Origin of the sequence: Aggregatibacter sp. oral taxon 513 (genome assembly GCF_018128305.1) — a bacterium.
Taxonomy (GTDB): domain Bacteria; phylum Pseudomonadota; class Gammaproteobacteria; order Enterobacterales; family Pasteurellaceae; genus Aggregatibacter; species Aggregatibacter segnis_A.
Genome location: NZ_CP072381.1, coordinates 432,017 through 446,274, shown reverse-complemented (window position 1 = coordinate 446,274; position 14,258 = coordinate 432,017). Strand labels below are relative to the sequence as shown.

General features: G+C 41.6%; 19 protein-coding genes. 11 read left to right on the top strand and 8 right to left on the bottom strand.

Translation table 11 applies throughout. The features are described from left to right. Window positions 1-39: 39 nt before the first annotated feature. Entirely contained in the window at window positions 40-306 is a 267-nt protein-coding gene (rpoZ, locus tag J5A60_RS02335; protein ID WP_048748994.1) for a DNA-directed RNA polymerase subunit omega, read from the bottom strand. A gap of 64 nt (window positions 307-370) precedes the next feature. After that, window positions 371-997 carry a guanylate kinase gene (gene gmk, locus J5A60_RS02330; protein ID WP_212510451.1) on the bottom strand — a complete coding sequence of 209 codons (627 nt, stop codon included), beginning with the start codon at window positions 995-997 and terminating at the stop codon, window positions 371-373. A 236-nt stretch (window positions 998-1,233) separates the two neighbouring features. On the opposite strand from gmk, the gene gap reads away from it, so the two are divergent. Next, on the top strand, window positions 1,234-2,238 hold the full coding sequence (gene gap / locus J5A60_RS02325) for a type I glyceraldehyde-3-phosphate dehydrogenase (protein WP_006717279.1): 1,005 nt from the start codon (window positions 1,234-1,236) through the stop codon (window positions 2,236-2,238). A gap of 87 nt (window positions 2,239-2,325) precedes the next feature. Here the strand turns inward: gap and J5A60_RS02320 are convergent, their stop codons facing one another. Further along, the gene (locus J5A60_RS02320; RefSeq protein ID WP_048748987.1) at window positions 2,326-2,742 is read right to left on the bottom strand and encodes an EamA family transporter; all 417 of its coding nucleotides are present in this window, start codon (window positions 2,740-2,742) and stop codon (window positions 2,326-2,328) included. Between the two features lie 467 nt (window positions 2,743-3,209). Here J5A60_RS02320 and J5A60_RS02315 point away from each other — a divergent pair, with 467 nt between their 5' ends. Genes J5A60_RS02315 through xseA form a run of 3 tightly spaced genes read left to right on the top strand, consistent with a single transcriptional unit; the run spans window position 3,210 to window position 6,067 of the window. Continuing rightward, on the top strand, window positions 3,210-3,503 hold the full coding sequence (locus tag J5A60_RS02315; protein ID WP_006717277.1) for an RnfH family protein: 294 nt from the start codon (window positions 3,210-3,212) through the stop codon (window positions 3,501-3,503). Window positions 3,504-3,526: 23 nt separating this feature from the next. Continuing rightward, window positions 3,527-4,717: a cupin domain-containing protein gene (locus J5A60_RS02310; RefSeq protein WP_212510450.1), complete on the top strand. Its 1,191-nt coding sequence runs from the start codon at window positions 3,527-3,529 to the stop codon at window positions 4,715-4,717. 15 nt (window positions 4,718-4,732) lie between these two features. Next, window positions 4,733-6,067, top strand: a complete 1,335-nt coding sequence (xseA, locus tag J5A60_RS02305) for an exodeoxyribonuclease VII large subunit (protein WP_212510449.1) — start codon at window positions 4,733-4,735, stop codon at window positions 6,065-6,067. Window position 6,068: 1 nt separating this feature from the next. On the opposite strand, the gene rapZ is transcribed toward xseA, so the two are convergent. The 5 genes from rapZ to lptC are packed head-to-tail and all read right to left on the bottom strand — an operon-like array spanning window position 6,069 to window position 9,309. Then, window positions 6,069-6,926: an RNase adapter RapZ gene (gene rapZ, locus J5A60_RS02300; RefSeq protein ID WP_212510448.1), complete on the bottom strand. Its 858-nt coding sequence runs from the start codon at window positions 6,924-6,926 to the stop codon at window positions 6,069-6,071. Between the two features lie 25 nt (window positions 6,927-6,951). After that, window positions 6,952-7,482 (bottom strand): PTS IIA-like nitrogen regulatory protein PtsN, encoded by a 531-nt coding sequence (ptsN, locus tag J5A60_RS02295; RefSeq protein WP_212510447.1) that lies wholly within the window; start codon window positions 7,480-7,482, stop codon window positions 6,952-6,954. A 3-nt stretch (window positions 7,483-7,485) separates the two neighbouring features. After that, complete coding sequence (lptB, locus tag J5A60_RS02290) at window positions 7,486-8,211, bottom strand: LPS export ABC transporter ATP-binding protein (RefSeq protein ID WP_212510446.1); 726 nt, start codon at window positions 8,209-8,211, stop codon at window positions 7,486-7,488. A gap of 8 nt (window positions 8,212-8,219) precedes the next feature. Further along, window positions 8,220-8,738, bottom strand: a complete 519-nt coding sequence (lptA, locus tag J5A60_RS02285; RefSeq protein WP_212510445.1) for a lipopolysaccharide transport periplasmic protein LptA — start codon at window positions 8,736-8,738, stop codon at window positions 8,220-8,222. Beyond that, window positions 8,719-9,309: an LPS export ABC transporter periplasmic protein LptC gene (gene lptC, locus J5A60_RS02280; RefSeq protein WP_212510444.1), complete on the bottom strand. Its 591-nt coding sequence runs from the start codon at window positions 9,307-9,309 to the stop codon at window positions 8,719-8,721. Before lptC ends, lptA begins: the two co-directional genes overlap by 20 nt. A 242-nt stretch (window positions 9,310-9,551) precedes the next feature. On the opposite strand from lptC, the gene mlaF reads away from it, so the two are divergent. The 7 genes from mlaF to murA are packed head-to-tail and all read left to right on the top strand — an operon-like array spanning window position 9,552 to window position 14,232. Continuing rightward, window positions 9,552-10,349 carry a phospholipid ABC transporter ATP-binding protein MlaF gene (gene mlaF, locus J5A60_RS02275; protein ID WP_006717262.1) on the top strand — a complete coding sequence of 266 codons (798 nt, stop codon included), beginning with the start codon at window positions 9,552-9,554 and terminating at the stop codon, window positions 10,347-10,349. Further along, window positions 10,343-11,128 (top strand): lipid asymmetry maintenance ABC transporter permease subunit MlaE, encoded by a 786-nt coding sequence (mlaE, locus tag J5A60_RS02270; RefSeq protein WP_109128519.1) that lies wholly within the window; start codon window positions 10,343-10,345, stop codon window positions 11,126-11,128. The genes mlaF and mlaE overlap by 7 nt, the downstream gene beginning before the upstream one ends. 22 nt (window positions 11,129-11,150) lie before the next feature. Then, a complete protein-coding gene (mlaD, locus tag J5A60_RS02265; protein WP_109128518.1) occupies window positions 11,151-11,657 on the top strand; it encodes an outer membrane lipid asymmetry maintenance protein MlaD in 507 nt (168 codons plus the stop codon). A gap of 20 nt (window positions 11,658-11,677) precedes the next feature. Continuing rightward, window positions 11,678-12,316, top strand: coding sequence for a phospholipid-binding protein MlaC (gene mlaC / locus J5A60_RS02260; protein ID WP_212510443.1), 639 nt, complete (start codon window positions 11,678-11,680; stop codon window positions 12,314-12,316). A 3-nt stretch (window positions 12,317-12,319) separates the two neighbouring features. Continuing rightward, complete coding sequence (locus J5A60_RS02255) at window positions 12,320-12,679, top strand: lipid asymmetry maintenance protein MlaB (RefSeq protein WP_212510442.1); 360 nt, start codon at window positions 12,320-12,322, stop codon at window positions 12,677-12,679. After that, window positions 12,679-12,936, top strand: coding sequence for a BolA family protein (locus J5A60_RS02250; RefSeq protein ID WP_212510441.1), 258 nt, complete (start codon window positions 12,679-12,681; stop codon window positions 12,934-12,936). Before J5A60_RS02255 ends, J5A60_RS02250 begins: the two co-directional genes overlap by 1 nt. A gap of 18 nt (window positions 12,937-12,954) precedes the next feature. After that, window positions 12,955-14,232: a UDP-N-acetylglucosamine 1-carboxyvinyltransferase gene (murA, locus tag J5A60_RS02245; RefSeq protein ID WP_212510440.1), complete on the top strand. Its 1,278-nt coding sequence runs from the start codon at window positions 12,955-12,957 to the stop codon at window positions 14,230-14,232. The last annotated feature ends 26 nt before the right edge of the window (window positions 14,233-14,258 follow it).

Genomic DNA, 14,258 nt, shown 5'->3' with positions numbered 1-14,258 from the left:
CCGCCTAATTAAAAAAACGTGGTTAATTTTGACCGCACTTTATTCGGATAATAAAGAAACGGCGTTCACTTCAGCTCTTTCCATCGCCAAATGTTCTTGGCGTTCTTGAGCATCTAAAATTTCGTTATTAATCAAGCCTTTTTCAATTTCACGCAACGCAATTACGGTTGGTTTGTCGTTATCTTCCGGCACCAACGGTTCGCGCGCATGTAGCTGTAATTGTCTTGCACGACGAGCAGCGGTTAAAATTAAATCAAAACGGTTACCAATTTTTTCTACTGCATCTTGCACGGTTACACGAGCCATAAATTACTCCAGTTTGCTAAATCTAATATGAATCTAAAGGGCGGACATGATACTAAAACATGCCTTATTTTTCCAGCAATTGTTCGATCAAGCCTTGATTTTCTTGCTGCTGATGCGTCAAGGTTAATCGCTCTGCGCGCAAGATTGCCTGTAAGTCAGCCAGCGCCTGCTCAAAACTATCGTTCACGATGACGTAATCGAATTCATTGTAGTGGGAAATTTCACTGATGGCTTTTGCCATTCTGTCAGCAATCACTTCCGCACTGTCTTGTCCGCGCCCAATTAAACGTTTTTCTAGTTCGTTTAATGATGGAGGCAAAATAAAAATACTTTTTACATTAGGAACTTTTTCACGGATTTGTTGAGCCCCTTGCCAATCGATGTCAAGAAACACATCAATCCCTTTGGCTAAATTTTCTTCAATCGCAAACAAAGAAGTGCCGTAATAATTGCCACCAAAAACTTTGGCATATTCTAAGAATGCATTTTGTTCGATTAAATTTTCGAACTCATCATGAGAAACAAAATAATAGTGTACGCCCTCCTCCTCACCCGGACGGGGTTGTCTGGTAGTATGAGAAACGGACACCATCATTTGATGCAGATTGTTTTGTTTCAATAGCGCTGCGATTAACGATGATTTTCCGGCACCACTCGGCGCGGAGATAATATATAAATTGCCTTGTAACATAATGATTCTCTCGTCAATAATTTTGTTTATTATGCCTCTAACCCAATAAAAAATCAGCAAAAGTGCGGTCATTTTTTACAGAATTTTTGAGCGTGTTTTTCTATTTATCTGAGAACAGATACTTTCTCAAGGTTGGGAAAGCGTGCTATAATCTCACACAAAATTGGTAGGCGGATATTTTCATTTCTACCGAATTTAACCTTTTCGTTTAACTTAAAAATATAAGGTGAAATCTTATGGCTATTAAAATTGGTATCAATGGTTTCGGTCGTATCGGCCGTATCGTATTCCGCGCAGCACAACATCGTGATGACATCGAAGTTGTAGGTATCAACGACTTAATCGACGTTGAATACATGGCTTACATGTTGAAATACGATTCAACTCATGGTCGTTTCGATGGCACTGTCGAAGTGAAAGACGGCAACCTAGTGGTAAACGGCAAAACTATCCGTGTCACAGCTGAACGTGATCCGGCAAACCTTAACTGGGGCGCAATCGGTGTTGATGTTGCAGTTGAAGCAACCGGTTTATTCTTAACAGATGAAACTGCTCGTAAACATATCACTGCAGGTGCGAAAAAAGTGGTGTTAACCGGTCCATCCAAAGACAGCACACCAATGTTCGTACGTGGTGTAAACTTTGATGCTTATAAAGGCCAAGACATCGTTTCTAACGCGTCTTGTACAACGAACTGTTTAGCGCCATTAGCAAAAGTTATCAACGACAAATTCGGTATCAAAGACGGTTTAATGACCACTGTTCACGCAACCACAGCAACACAAAAAACTGTTGACGGTCCGTCTGCAAAAGACTGGCGCGGTGGTCGTGGTGCGGCACAAAACATCATCCCATCTTCTACCGGTGCAGCAAAAGCTGTAGGTAAAGTTATTCCTGCATTAAACGGCAAATTAACCGGTATGGCGTTCCGTGTTCCAACTCCAAACGTATCTGTTGTTGACTTAACCGTTAACCTTGAAAAACCGGCAACTTACGCAGAAATCTGCGCAGAGTTAAAACGTGCTTCTGAAAACGAAATGAAAGGCGTTTTAGGCTACACGGAAGATGCGGTTGTTTCTACCGACTTCAACGGTTGTTCATTCACTTCTGTGTTTGACGCCGCTGCAGGTATCGCATTAACCGACACTTTCGTAAAACTTGTCTCTTGGTACGATAACGAAACCGGTTATTCACACAAAGTATTAGACTTAGTTGCCCACATTTACAACTACAAAGGCTAATCCTTTACACTCAACATAAAAATAGCTCCCAATGGGAGCTATTTTTTTATGAATCATGCTAAAAGTGCGGTCGTTTTTCAGGGCGTTTTACAATGCTAACACCAACACACCGGAAAGAATTAACCCTGCGCCAACAAGCAATTTCATACTAAGTGGTTCACCTAAAAGAGTTACCCCTAATATAATCGCAATTACCACGCTTAATTTATCAATAGGCGCAACCCAAGAAGCCGGCGCAAGTTGTAAAGCTCGATAATATAGAAGCCAAGAAAGCCCGGTAGCAACACCGGACAACACGAGAAAAATTACCGGTTTAGTAGCAATATGTTGAGGTAATTGCCATTCATTTCGTATTGAAATAATTGTTATGACAACAAATAAAATTACTACGGTACGAATAAATGTGGCTAAATTACTGTTTAATCCTTCAACACCTAACTTTCCTAAAATCGCGGTTAATCCTGCAAAAAATGCGGAGCCTATCGCAAACCAAATCCAATTCATTTCAATCTCCTCATGTTTTCTCAACACTCTGCCTATAATATAGTGTCTTTTTTTATATACCAATTTTCCTAATAATTCTTGTTAATTTCTAGGCATTCATAACACAAGAAATTTATTGAGTTATAGACAATTGATATCTTCTCAAATTATTGCTTCAATAACATCAACGAACACATGTCATATTAAAGTGCGGTGAAATTTGGCAGTGAATTGGAAATAGACACCGTAGACATTCGACAAAAGTTTACGACCTGTAATACAATGGGGGGAAATCAATCAATAAAATGCAGTGAATTGACCATCATTTGAATTTGCCATAAAGCAAAAAGCCCCAGCAACATAGAATGAAAAAATTAATTTCCACATGATCGAATTTTCAACTCCATCAGTAACATTTTCTTTCGGTCAAATTTTCACCCATTTATCTATAATGATTGATATCTTAAAACCAAGAGCAAAATAAATTTATGGCTAATAAAATTAATATTCAAATTACCTATGCCTTCCCCGATCATCATTATCTAAAAACCTTTAGCGTCGATGAGGGCACAATGGTACAAACAGCAATTGTGCAATCCGGCATTTTGCAGCAATTCAATGACATTGATTTACGCACCAATAAAATTGGTATTTTTAGCCGACCTGTAAAACTAAACGATCAATTAAAAGAGGGCGATCGCATTGAAATCTATCGTCCGCTTTTAGCTGATCCAAAAGAAATTCGGCGCAAACGTGCAGAAGAACAGGCCAAGAAAAAATAGCACAACACAAAGAAGGAATGTATATGAGCAAATTCTGCTTACCCCAAGATATTACCCCAGAAATTTTCTTACGTGATTACTGGCAAAAAAAACCACTCTTAATTCGTGGCGGATTGCCAGAAATTGTCGGTCAATTAGAACCTGATGACATTTTAGAACTCGCCCAAACAGAAGAGGTCGTTGCTCGTTTAATCAAGCAACATAGCGAAGATAATTGGGAACTGTTTACCAGTCCGTTATCCGATGAAGACTTTAAAAACATGCCGGAGAAATGGTCCGTTTTAGTCCAAAACTTGGAGCAATGGTCACCGCAACTTGGCAATTTATGGAATAAATTCGGTTTTATCCCACAATGGCAGCGCGATGACATTATGGTTTCCTTTGCGCCGCAAGGCGGATCCGTTGGGAAACATTACGATGAATACGATGTTTTCCTTGTGCAGGCTTACGGGCATCGCCGCTGGCAATTAGGTAAATGGTGCGAACCAACAACTGAATTTAAACCTAATCAACCTATTCGTATTTTTGATGATATGGGTGAATTAATTTTAGATGAAGTAATGGCGCCGGGAGATGTACTTTATGTGCCTTCCAGACTCTCCCATTACGGTGTGGCACAAGATGATTGTTTAACGGTTTCTTTCGGTTTACGTTACCCAAACACGAGCGAATTAATTGACAACTTAGAACGTAACCTTTGTCATCCAAATCTAGACGTGAGTGAGCTGAATATCCCATTCCGTTTAACACCTGAAATCCAAAATACCGGTAAACTCGACACAGCAACAGTGCAGGAATTAAAACACCAATTCTTGCAACAACTGTCTCAATCGAAACAATTTGATCAACTGTTCCAGCATGCTTTGGCAACCACAGTAAGTCAAAGACGTTATGAATTACTGGATGTAGGTGAATTCACCGATCTTGATGATGTGGCTGAAATCTTTAAACTCGGCGGCAAATTGCAACAAGATAACAACTGCAAATTAGTTTATACGGAAAACCCGTTGCGTATTTACGCCAATGGCGAATGGCTTGATGAGTTAAATCAGGCTGAGGCTGAAATACTGAAAAAATTAGCCGATGGCGAAAACGTTGATTACACTTTCTTAACTCAATTGATTGAAAAAGACGGAGAGCTTTCTCTTCATGCGCTCTTTGACAGCATTTGTAACTGGCTGGATGATGGCTGGGCACTATTGCACGAGCACTAAAAAACGATAAAGAGAATGAGCGATAATATTTATTCCGTCAGTCAGCTAAACCAATCCGTTCGCTTGATGTTAGAAAATCAACTTGGGCAGGTTTGGCTTACCGGGGAAATTTCTAATTTTACCCAGCCGGTTTCCGGTCATTGGTATTTGAGTTTAAAAGACGAAAATGCCCAAGTGCGTTGCGCCATGTTCCGCATGAAAAATCTTCGCGTGAGCTTTCGTCCAACCAATGGCATGCAAGTGTTGGTTCGTGCTTCCGTCAGTTTGTATGAGCCACGCGGTGATTATCAACTGATTATCGAAAGCATGCACCTCGCCGGCGATGGCCTGCTTATGCAGCAGTTTGAAGCCTTGAAAGTAAAGCTGGCGGCAGAAGGATTATTCGCTCAAAATCACAAAAAAAACCTACCGCACTTTAGTAAAGCGGTAGGTATTATTACCTCTCAAACCGGTGCGGCGCTGCAAGATATCTTACATATTTTGCAACGTCGCGACCCAAGCTTGAAAGTCATCATTTACCCAACGGCGGTACAAGGTAAAGGTGCAGCAACTGAAATTACGCAGATGATTCAACTTGCTAATCAACGGCAAGAAGTCGATGTACTCATTGTTGGGCGTGGTGGTGGCTCCTTAGAGGATTTATGGTGTTTCAACGAAGAAAAAGTGGCGCGCGCCATTTTCCATTCTGCCATTCCCATCATCAGTGCAGTAGGGCATGAAACTGATGTGACTATCGCTGATTTTGTTGCCGATTTACGCGCGCCAACCCCTTCTGCAGCGGCAGAACTCGTCAGTCGCAACCAAACCGAATTGATGCAACAATTACAATATCGTCAGCAACGAATTGAAATTGCTTTAGATCGAATCTTTGCCGAGAAGAAGCAACAATTACAACACCTCTCCTTGCGTTTACAGCATCGTCATCCGCAATCACAGCTCCGTATTCAACAACAATTAATCACACAATTACGCCATCGTTTACAACAAAGTTTGTACCATCGTTGGCAAAAAACGGCGGAAAATCTGACCGCACTTTCTACCAGATTATATAAAAATCCGCTGCCACTACGGATACAACAGCACGAACAACAATTGGCACAACTCAAAGTGCGGTTAAATTCTGAAATGAATTTGAAGCTGGGACTTCAGCAAAAACAACTGGCACATTTATGCGGCAAGCTAGATAGTTTAAGTCCGTTAAAAGTATTGGCGCGTGGCTACTCGATCACGCAAAACGCTAAGTATGGCACAGTTAAATCGATTAATGAGGTCAAGATTGGGGAGCAAATAAGAACACGTTTGACTGATGGTGAAATCATCAGTCAAATCAGCCAAATCGAAAAAAAATAATTTATTGTTTTTTATGTTTTTCCAAAGAGCGGTGCAAAATACTGACGTTTTTGCCTTTATCTTGGAAATACTTACCTAATTGCTCGGCAACATAAACAGAACGATGTTTACCGCCGGTGCAACCAATTGCAATGGTCAAATAACTGCGGTTATTTTGCTCCAACATCGGCAACCAAGTTTCAATATAAGAACGGGTTAAATAGATAAATTGATGCACTTCATTGTGTTTTTCGAGAAATTCCGCCACCGGCTGATCCAAACCTGTCATTGGTCTTAGTGCATGATTCCAATGGGGATTAGGTAAAAAACGGACATCAAAAACATAATCCGCATCCAACGGAATGCCGTATTTAAAACCAAAGGACTCCACTACAATTTTCAATTCGGTATCGGAATGCCCACGCAAAAATTCGCGTAAACGCTCGGCCAATTCATGTGTGGACAATGATCCTGTATCAATGATGATATTTGCCTGTTGAATCAGTGGTTCAAGATGTTTACTTTCTTCGTCGATAGCGGCTTCCAGAGAAAGATCTTGCGTGGATAAGGGGTGTAAACGGCGAGAATCGCTATAACGGCGAACCAATGTCGTTTTATCGGAATCCAAAAAAATGATTTTAACGTTATGTTCTTGTTGAATATGCGCAATCGTCTTTTCCAATACTGCAGGTGACGTTGGCAAATTACGAATATCCAAACTAATCGCAACAGCGTGTTGATTAACAGAAAGAATATTGATTAATTGCGGAACCAAATCTAATGGTAAATTATCTACGCAATAATACCCCATGTCCTCTAAGGCTCTTAATGCAACGGATTTTCCACCACCGGAACGACCGCTAATAATGATAATTTCCATAATTTCCTCGTTAAACCATTTTTCTTTATTCTTCAGAACCGGATTCCGGTGCTAATGAAGCAGAATCTTCCTCATCAGCCTCTATTTCTTCCGACTCGCATTGATCATAATGTGAAAAAACGCCCCAAATTTCATCCGCACTTTTAGCAGCCCGAAGCTGTTTACATAAGGATTTGTCCACTAAATTCTCGGCCAATGTCGGCAAATGCTGAATGTAATCGCCACACATATTTTCAGGGACCAACACTGCGAAAATTAAATCCACTTCACGTTTGTCTGCAGCGTCATAGTCAACGGGACTTTCTAATTGAATAAATACACCTATGGGTTTGCCACTATTAGGGAGTCTCCCTTTCGGCATGGCAACCCCACCACCTAAACCGGAATTACCTAATTTCTCACGGGTAAACAAACAATCAAAACAGCATTGCTCGCCATTTTCCATGTGTAATTGTTCTTCCACGATACGCGCAATAGACTCAAAAACCCGTTTTTTGCTGGAAGAAATCATTCCTTGACGAATGGTTTCTGGCGTTAATAACTCAGTAAATTTCATAGGTTACAGCTGGAAATCGGCGCCTAAATAAACGTCTTTCACCAATTTGTTATTCATAATTTCAGTTGGTGTGCCGGTTGCAATCATCTTGCCAGCACTCACAATATAAGCACGTTCGCACACATCTAAGGTTTCACGTACGTTATGATCGGTAATCAACACGCCAAGACCACGATCGCGTAAATCTTTAATAATTTTCTTAATATCAATCACGGAAATTGGATCGACGCCGGCAAAAGGCTCATCTAACAAAATGAATTTAGGATTGGCGGCTAAAGCACGTGCGATTTCTACGCGGCGACGTTCACCACCGGATAAAGATTGCCCCAAACTATCGCGAATATGTCCGATGTTAAATTCTTCAATCAGCTCATCTGCTTTTTCTTGGCGTTGAAGTGCGGTCAAATCTTTACGTATTTCCAATACCGCCATCAAATTTTCATACACGCTTAAACGGCGAAAAATAGAGGCTTCTTGCGGCAAGTAACCAACACCTTTTTGTGCGCGGTTATGCATTGGCAACAGACTGATATCCTCATCATCAATGCGAATCTTGCCTTGATCATGATTCACCAATCCCACCACCATATAGAAAGTTGTGGTTTTACCGGCACCATTCGGACCTAATAAGCCAACGATTTCGCCTGAATGCACCGTTAAACTGACATCAGAAACCACTTGGCGGTTTTTATAGCTTTTCGCTAAATTTTCAGCATACAGAATCGGCATCTTTTATCCTATTTGCCACTGGCACGATTTAATTGGGTGGGAATTAATACGGTTTTTACGCGCGCACCGGAATTGGCATTCGCTTTCAGCTGCTGTTTGGCTACATCATAAGTAATAACACTGCCGTTAATTTTGCTATCTAATTGTTTTAATTCTGCATCACCGCTCAACGTTAAAAATTCAGTGCCGAGGTCATAAACCACTTTATTTGCTTTACCATCCACCGGTTTGCCGTCATCCATGACTTGATGAAAGGTCACCGGGTTGCCAAACGCCTCTACTTTATCTTTTTGTTTAGAATTCTCGTCCGGGCGGGTAATCACCACTTTGCTTGCTTTGACAATGATTGAACCCTGAGTGATCACCACGTTACCCGTGAAAGTAACGACACGATTATTCATATCCAAAGATTGATTATCGGACACGATGTTAATCGGTTGATTGGTATCTTCTTTTAACGCCAAGGCGGAAAAAGACATCAAAACCAATGTGGAAGCAAGCACAATTTTACTGCTTATTAATTTCATAATGTGTTTTTACCTGTTCTTTTAAAGTAGCCACTTGTTGTTGTAAGTTGCCTGTCAATTTTAAACCTGTCGAACTAAAATCTTGTCCGTTTAATTTCACCATGTTATCGGAAGTAATGTCTTGCGTGGTTAGATTCACTAGCGCACTCTCGGTTTCAATACGTTGTAAACGAGATTGTGCAGAAAGGCTTTGTGCCACGACATTGCCCTCTAAATACAACATGTTGTTCTTCGTTAAGGTGGCCTTATTCGCACTTAACTCCCAACTTTCCGTACCAGCATTATCCGTACCAGAACCCGGAATTTCGAGCTCCAATAAACGCACCGTCGGATTCATAAAATTCGTATGCCCGTCTGAGGTGTAATACTCTACTTTGTCGGATGTGGCCAAATACTGTTTTTTGCCGGTCGGTGCGTACACCACCGTATTCATTTTCTGCCCGACATATTCCGGCGCGTCTGCCACCTTAACAAGCGCATTCAGCCCGTCATCTTCTTGATTCAAGCTATAAAACCAAGCTAATAATCCCAATGCGATTACCGCCAACACAATATTCCAACGAATATTCATAACTCTATTTTAAGCCATAACAATTAATAATAAGGTGCAATAATAGCACAACTTTATTGAAAAAATCTAAAAGTGCGGTCAGATTTCAGCACGTTTTAATGGGAACATTTTTGCTAAAACGGAGTCCAAGGCGGGGCATGAATGCTACGTAATTCTATTTGACATTCACGTGGATTTCATAGACTATCGCAACTCATTTTTATTCACTCAAGGCGCTCAAGCCTTCTCATAATTAAGGTTTTATGAACGACGCTTTAATTGAAGTTAAACACCTGACGTTTAAACGTGGCGAACGTGTGATTTATCGCGATCTCAATTTACGTGTACCACGCGGTAAAATCACAGCCATTATGGGCCCTTCCGGCATTGGTAAAACCACGTTATTAAAACTGATTGGTGGACAACTCATCCCTGATGAAGGGGAAATCCTGTTTGACGGGCAAGATATTTGCAAACTGTCTAACAGCGAACTTTATGAAGTGCGTAAACGCATGGGCATGCTATTCCAATCCGGTGCGTTATTCACAGATATTTCCACCTTCGATAATGTGGCCTTTGCCATTCGTGAACACACGAATCTGCCGCCCTCATTAATTCGTCAAATAGTATTAATGAAATTAGAAGCGGTGGGATTACGCGGTGCAGCCGATTTAATGCCGTCCGAACTTTCCGGAGGGATGGCTCGCCGAGCCGCACTTGCCCGCGCGATTGCATTAGATCCGGATTTAATCATGTTTGATGAACCGTTTACCGGACAAGACCCAATTAGCATGGGCGTCATTATTAGTTTAATCAAACGCTTGAACGAGGCCTTAAATCTCACGTCTATCGTGGTTTCTCATGATGTGCAAGAGCTTTTGAGCATTGCGGATTATGCCTACATCATTGCGGATAAACATGTGATTGCCGAAGGAACATCTGCCCAATTACTGGCAAGCCAAGATCCGCAAGTTACCCAATTCTTGCAAGGACATGCTGATGGCCCGGTGCATTTTCATTATCCGGCACCGAATTACCTTGAGGAGCTGTTCAAATGTTAGGAAATTTAATTTCAACGTTTGGCCGTCATGCCATTAATTTTGGACGAGCACTTGGACGTGCCGGTTTTTTACTGTTCGGCGCATTAATTGGCAAACCGCAAGTTCGCAAGCATTTTCCTTTGTTTATTAAACAATTACATGTGCTTGGCGTACAGTCTTTATTAATCATCATGCTTTCCGGTTTATTTATCGGTATGGTCCTTGGTTTACAAGGGTATGTGGTATTAGTGGATTTCTCCGCGGAAACCAGTTTAGGGCAATTGGTCGCCTTATCCCTGCTTCGAGAATTAGGCCCGGTTGTGACCGCACTTTTATTCGCCGGACGCGCAGGCTCAGCATTAACCGCTGAAATTGGTTTAATGAAAGCCACGGAACAATTATCTAGCTTGGAAATGATGGCGGTCGATCCGTTGCGTCGCGTCATTGCACCACGTTTTTGGGCGGGAATTATTGCCATGCCGATTCTTTCTATCATTTTTATCGCCATCGGTATTTGGGGCGGTTCTTTAGTCGGTGTTGATTGGAAAGGCGTGGATGCCGGTAGCTTCTGGTCCGTGATGCAAAGCTCCGTAACCTGGAGCCATGATATTTTAAACGGTACGATCAAAAGTGTATTTTTCGCCATTGCGGTCGTTTGGATTGCGTTATTTAACGGCTACGATTGTATTCCAACCTCCGAAGGCATCAGCAAAGCCACCACCAGAACGGTAGTGCATGCTTCATTAGTCGTCCTCGGTTTAGACTTTGTGCTGACCGCCATTATGTTCGGCGCAAATTAATCTCTGTTTGTAAGGAAATCTTATGCGACAAACTATTAAATATGAATTCTGGGTGGGTTTATTTTTACTGCTCGGTATCGGTTCACTGATTTTTTTAGGCTTAAAAGTAGCCAATGTGCAAGGGTTTAGCGAAACCAAATCGTATCGTATATATGCGACTTTTGATAATATCGGTGGTCTTAAAGTCCGCGCTCCGCTTAAAGTAGGTGGTGTTGTTGTGGGGCGTGTTTCCGAAATTGAATTAGATCCGCAAAGCTATTTGCCCAAAGTGACCATTGCTATTAACCAAGAATACAATAAGATCCCAGAAACCAGCTCGTTATCCATTAAAACAGCCGGCTTATTGGGTGAGCAATATATTGCCCTCAGCATTGGCTTTGATGATGGGGAAATTGCAATGTTGAAAGACGGCGATAAAATTGTCGATACGAAGTCTGCCATGGTATTAGAAGATTTGATTGGTCAATTCTTATATGGCGATAAAGAGAAAAAAGAAGCAGCCGAAACCTCGGAAGCGACGAATAAATAACGTGATAGGAGAAACTCTCAATGTTGAAAAATGTAAAATACTGGTTAGCAAAAACGCTAGTCATTTTCACCGCACTTTTTGCTGTACAACAAGCCATCGCGGAAGATACGCCCTATGATTTAACACAGAAAGTGTCCGACAAGCTGTTTAACGACATCAAAAGCAATCAAAACAAAATTAAACAAGATCCGAACTATTTAAAAACCATCGTACGTCAAGACTTAATGCCTTACGTTCATGTAAAATATGCCGGATCTAAAATTTTGGGACAAAACTATCAAACCGTTACGCAAGAACAGCGTGATCGTTATTTCGCCGTATTAGACAAATACATTGAACAGGTTTATGCGCAAGTATTAACCCTGTATAGCGATCAAAGTATTCAAATCGGCAAAATGAAAGAAGAATCCGGTAGCCTTGCGATTGTGAATGTCAAAGTAGCACAGCCGAATAATCAACCACCGTTAAATGTTGATTTCTATTGGTATAAAAACAGCAAAACAGGACAATGGCAGGTGTATGACATGACCGCAGGCGGTGCGAGCATGGTAAATACTAAGCAACAAGAATGGAGCCCGATCATTCGTAAACAAGGATTGGATGCCCTCAGCGCACAACTACAAAAAGCTGCTGATACGCCAATTACACTGAGCAAATAAGCCATGCAACAGACACAAAGTTTACGTTGGGCATCACAAGTAAATAATGATAGAATGACGCTCCAATTATCAGGAGAGTTATCTCGTAACACGTTGTTGCCATTATGGCAGCAACGTGCTTCTTTTTTATTGGGAAAACCATCGGCAGAGCAAGACATCTATTGGGACTTAAGCCAGGTTACTCGCATAGATTCTGCCGGTTTTGCTTTATTGTGTGACTTTTTACAACACAACCAAACCCGATTGCTTAAAGGTCGTGTACAAGTTTTACAGTGCCCACCTTTGGAATTACTGACATTGGCAGATCTTTTCGGCCTATCCGATTGGCTTACTCAATTTATCCCACAAGATGGAAATATTTAATGGAAACTCAAGAAATTGAAAGAATTTTAAAAGAAGCGCTTAATCTTGACGAAGTCTATGTGCAAGGTGAAAACGCACATTATGGTGTCATCGCAGTCAGCGATCAATTTGAAGGGCTCTCCAAAGTCAAACAGCAACAAATGATTTACGCACCACTTATAAATCACATTTCTAGCAATGAAATTCACGCGCTTTCTATCCGCACTTATACTGTTGAAAAATGGAAACGTGAACGCTTACTTAATCAACCGGCTTAATTTCCACAGGATATTCTCATGCAAAAATTTCGTGTTTATGGACAATCATGTTTGAAAGGCACCGTTGATATTTCTGGTGCTAAAAATGCTGCATTACCTATTCTTTTTGCTGCAATTCTGGCTACCGAGCCTGTGACGTTAACCAACGTACCGGATCTTAAAGACATTGAAACAACACTAAAAATATTACGCCAATTAGGTGTAGAGGTTGAGCGTAACGCACAAGGTGTCGTACATTTAGATGCCTCCAAAATCAATCATTTCATTGCGCCATACGAATTGGTAAAAACTATGCGTGCCTCAATTTGGGCGTTAGCGCCATTAGTTGCACGTTTCAATCAAGGCCAAGTGTCTTTGCCGGGTGGCTGTTCCATTGGCGCTCGTCCGGTAGATTTACACATCAGTGGCTTGGAACGCCTTGGCGCCAAAATTGTGCTTGAAGACGGCTATGTAAAAGCCTATGTCGATAGCCGTTTAATCGGGACTCATATCGTTATGGAAAAAGTCAGCGTGGGTGCAACTCTTTCCATCATGATTGCCGCGACCTTAGCTAAAGGTACAACCGTTATTGAAAATGCTGCACGTGAGCCTGAAATTGCGGATACGGCAGAATTCCTAAATAAAATGGGTGCAAAAATCAGCGGTGCAGGTTCAGACGCCATTACTATCGAAGGTGTAGATCGCTTAACCGGTTGTGAGCACAGTGTTGTGCCGGATCGTATTGAAACCGGAACATTCTTAGTCGCTGCAGCTATTTCCGGTGGACGTATCGTTTGTAAAAACACCAAAGCCAACACCTTAGATGCTGTGATCGATAAATTACGTGAAGCCGGTGCCCAAGTTGATGTCACTGAAGACACAATCACCCTAGATATGCTTGGTAATCGTCCAAAAGCGGTCAATATTCGCACCGCACCTTATCCTGGTTTTCCAACGGATATGCAAGCACAGTTCACCTTATTAAACATGGTGGCAAACGGTACGAGCATCATCACCGAAACTATTTTTGAAAATCGTTTCATGCACATCCCTGAATTGATTCGTATGGGAGGAAAAGCAGAAATTGAAGGCAATACGGCGATTTGCCACGGTGTTGCTCACTTGTCCGGTGCCGAAGTCATGGCAACCGATTTACGTGCCTCCATTAGCCTTGTTCTTGCTGGTTGTATCGCCACAGGTGAAACAATCGTGGATCGTATCTATCACATCGATCGTGGTTATGAACGTATTGAGGAAAAACTGCGCGGCTTAGGCGCACGAATTGAGCGTTTCTCAGAACAAAGCGAAGAAGCGTAATTAAGACTCCAAGTAAAAAGGCTTAA

Excerpts from the sequence above, each read along its gene's own strand:
- gap (WP_006717279.1), top strand. The coding sequence starts at position 1,234 with ATGGCTATTAAAATTGGTATCAATGGTTTCGGTCGTATCGGCCGTATC.
- lptC (WP_212510444.1), bottom strand. The coding sequence starts at position 9,309 with ATGAATATTCGTTGGAATATTGTGTTGGCGGTAATCGCATTGGGATTA.
- mlaE (WP_109128519.1), top strand. The coding sequence starts at position 10,343 with ATGTTAGGAAATTTAATTTCAACGTTTGGCCGTCATGCCATTAATTTT.
- gmk (WP_212510451.1), bottom strand. The coding sequence starts at position 997 with ATGTTACAAGGCAATTTATATATTATCTCCGCGCCGAGTGGTGCCGGA.
- ptsN (WP_212510447.1), bottom strand. The coding sequence starts at position 7,482 with ATGAAATTTACTGAGTTATTAACGCCAGAAACCATTCGTCAAGGAATG.
- J5A60_RS02315 (WP_006717277.1), top strand. The coding sequence starts at position 3,210 with ATGGCTAATAAAATTAATATTCAAATTACCTATGCCTTCCCCGATCAT.
- rapZ (WP_212510448.1), bottom strand. The coding sequence starts at position 6,926 with ATGGAAATTATCATTATTAGCGGTCGTTCCGGTGGTGGAAAATCCGTT.
- xseA (WP_212510449.1), top strand. The coding sequence starts at position 4,733 with ATGAGCGATAATATTTATTCCGTCAGTCAGCTAAACCAATCCGTTCGC.
- J5A60_RS02255 (WP_212510442.1), top strand. The coding sequence starts at position 12,320 with ATGCAACAGACACAAAGTTTACGTTGGGCATCACAAGTAAATAATGAT.
- J5A60_RS02250 (WP_212510441.1), top strand. The coding sequence starts at position 12,679 with ATGGAAACTCAAGAAATTGAAAGAATTTTAAAAGAAGCGCTTAATCTT.
- lptB (WP_212510446.1), bottom strand. The coding sequence starts at position 8,211 with ATGCCGATTCTGTATGCTGAAAATTTAGCGAAAAGCTATAAAAACCGC.
- lptA (WP_212510445.1), bottom strand. The coding sequence starts at position 8,738 with ATGAAATTAATAAGCAGTAAAATTGTGCTTGCTTCCACATTGGTTTTG.
- mlaC (WP_212510443.1), top strand. The coding sequence starts at position 11,678 with ATGTTGAAAAATGTAAAATACTGGTTAGCAAAAACGCTAGTCATTTTC.
- mlaD (WP_109128518.1), top strand. The coding sequence starts at position 11,151 with ATGCGACAAACTATTAAATATGAATTCTGGGTGGGTTTATTTTTACTG.
- J5A60_RS02320 (WP_048748987.1), bottom strand. The coding sequence starts at position 2,742 with ATGAATTGGATTTGGTTTGCGATAGGCTCCGCATTTTTTGCAGGATTA.
- J5A60_RS02310 (WP_212510450.1), top strand. The coding sequence starts at position 3,527 with ATGAGCAAATTCTGCTTACCCCAAGATATTACCCCAGAAATTTTCTTA.
- murA (WP_212510440.1), top strand. The coding sequence starts at position 12,955 with ATGCAAAAATTTCGTGTTTATGGACAATCATGTTTGAAAGGCACCGTT.
- mlaF (WP_006717262.1), top strand. The coding sequence starts at position 9,552 with ATGAACGACGCTTTAATTGAAGTTAAACACCTGACGTTTAAACGTGGC.
- rpoZ (WP_048748994.1), bottom strand. The coding sequence starts at position 306 with ATGGCTCGTGTAACCGTGCAAGATGCAGTAGAAAAAATTGGTAACCGT.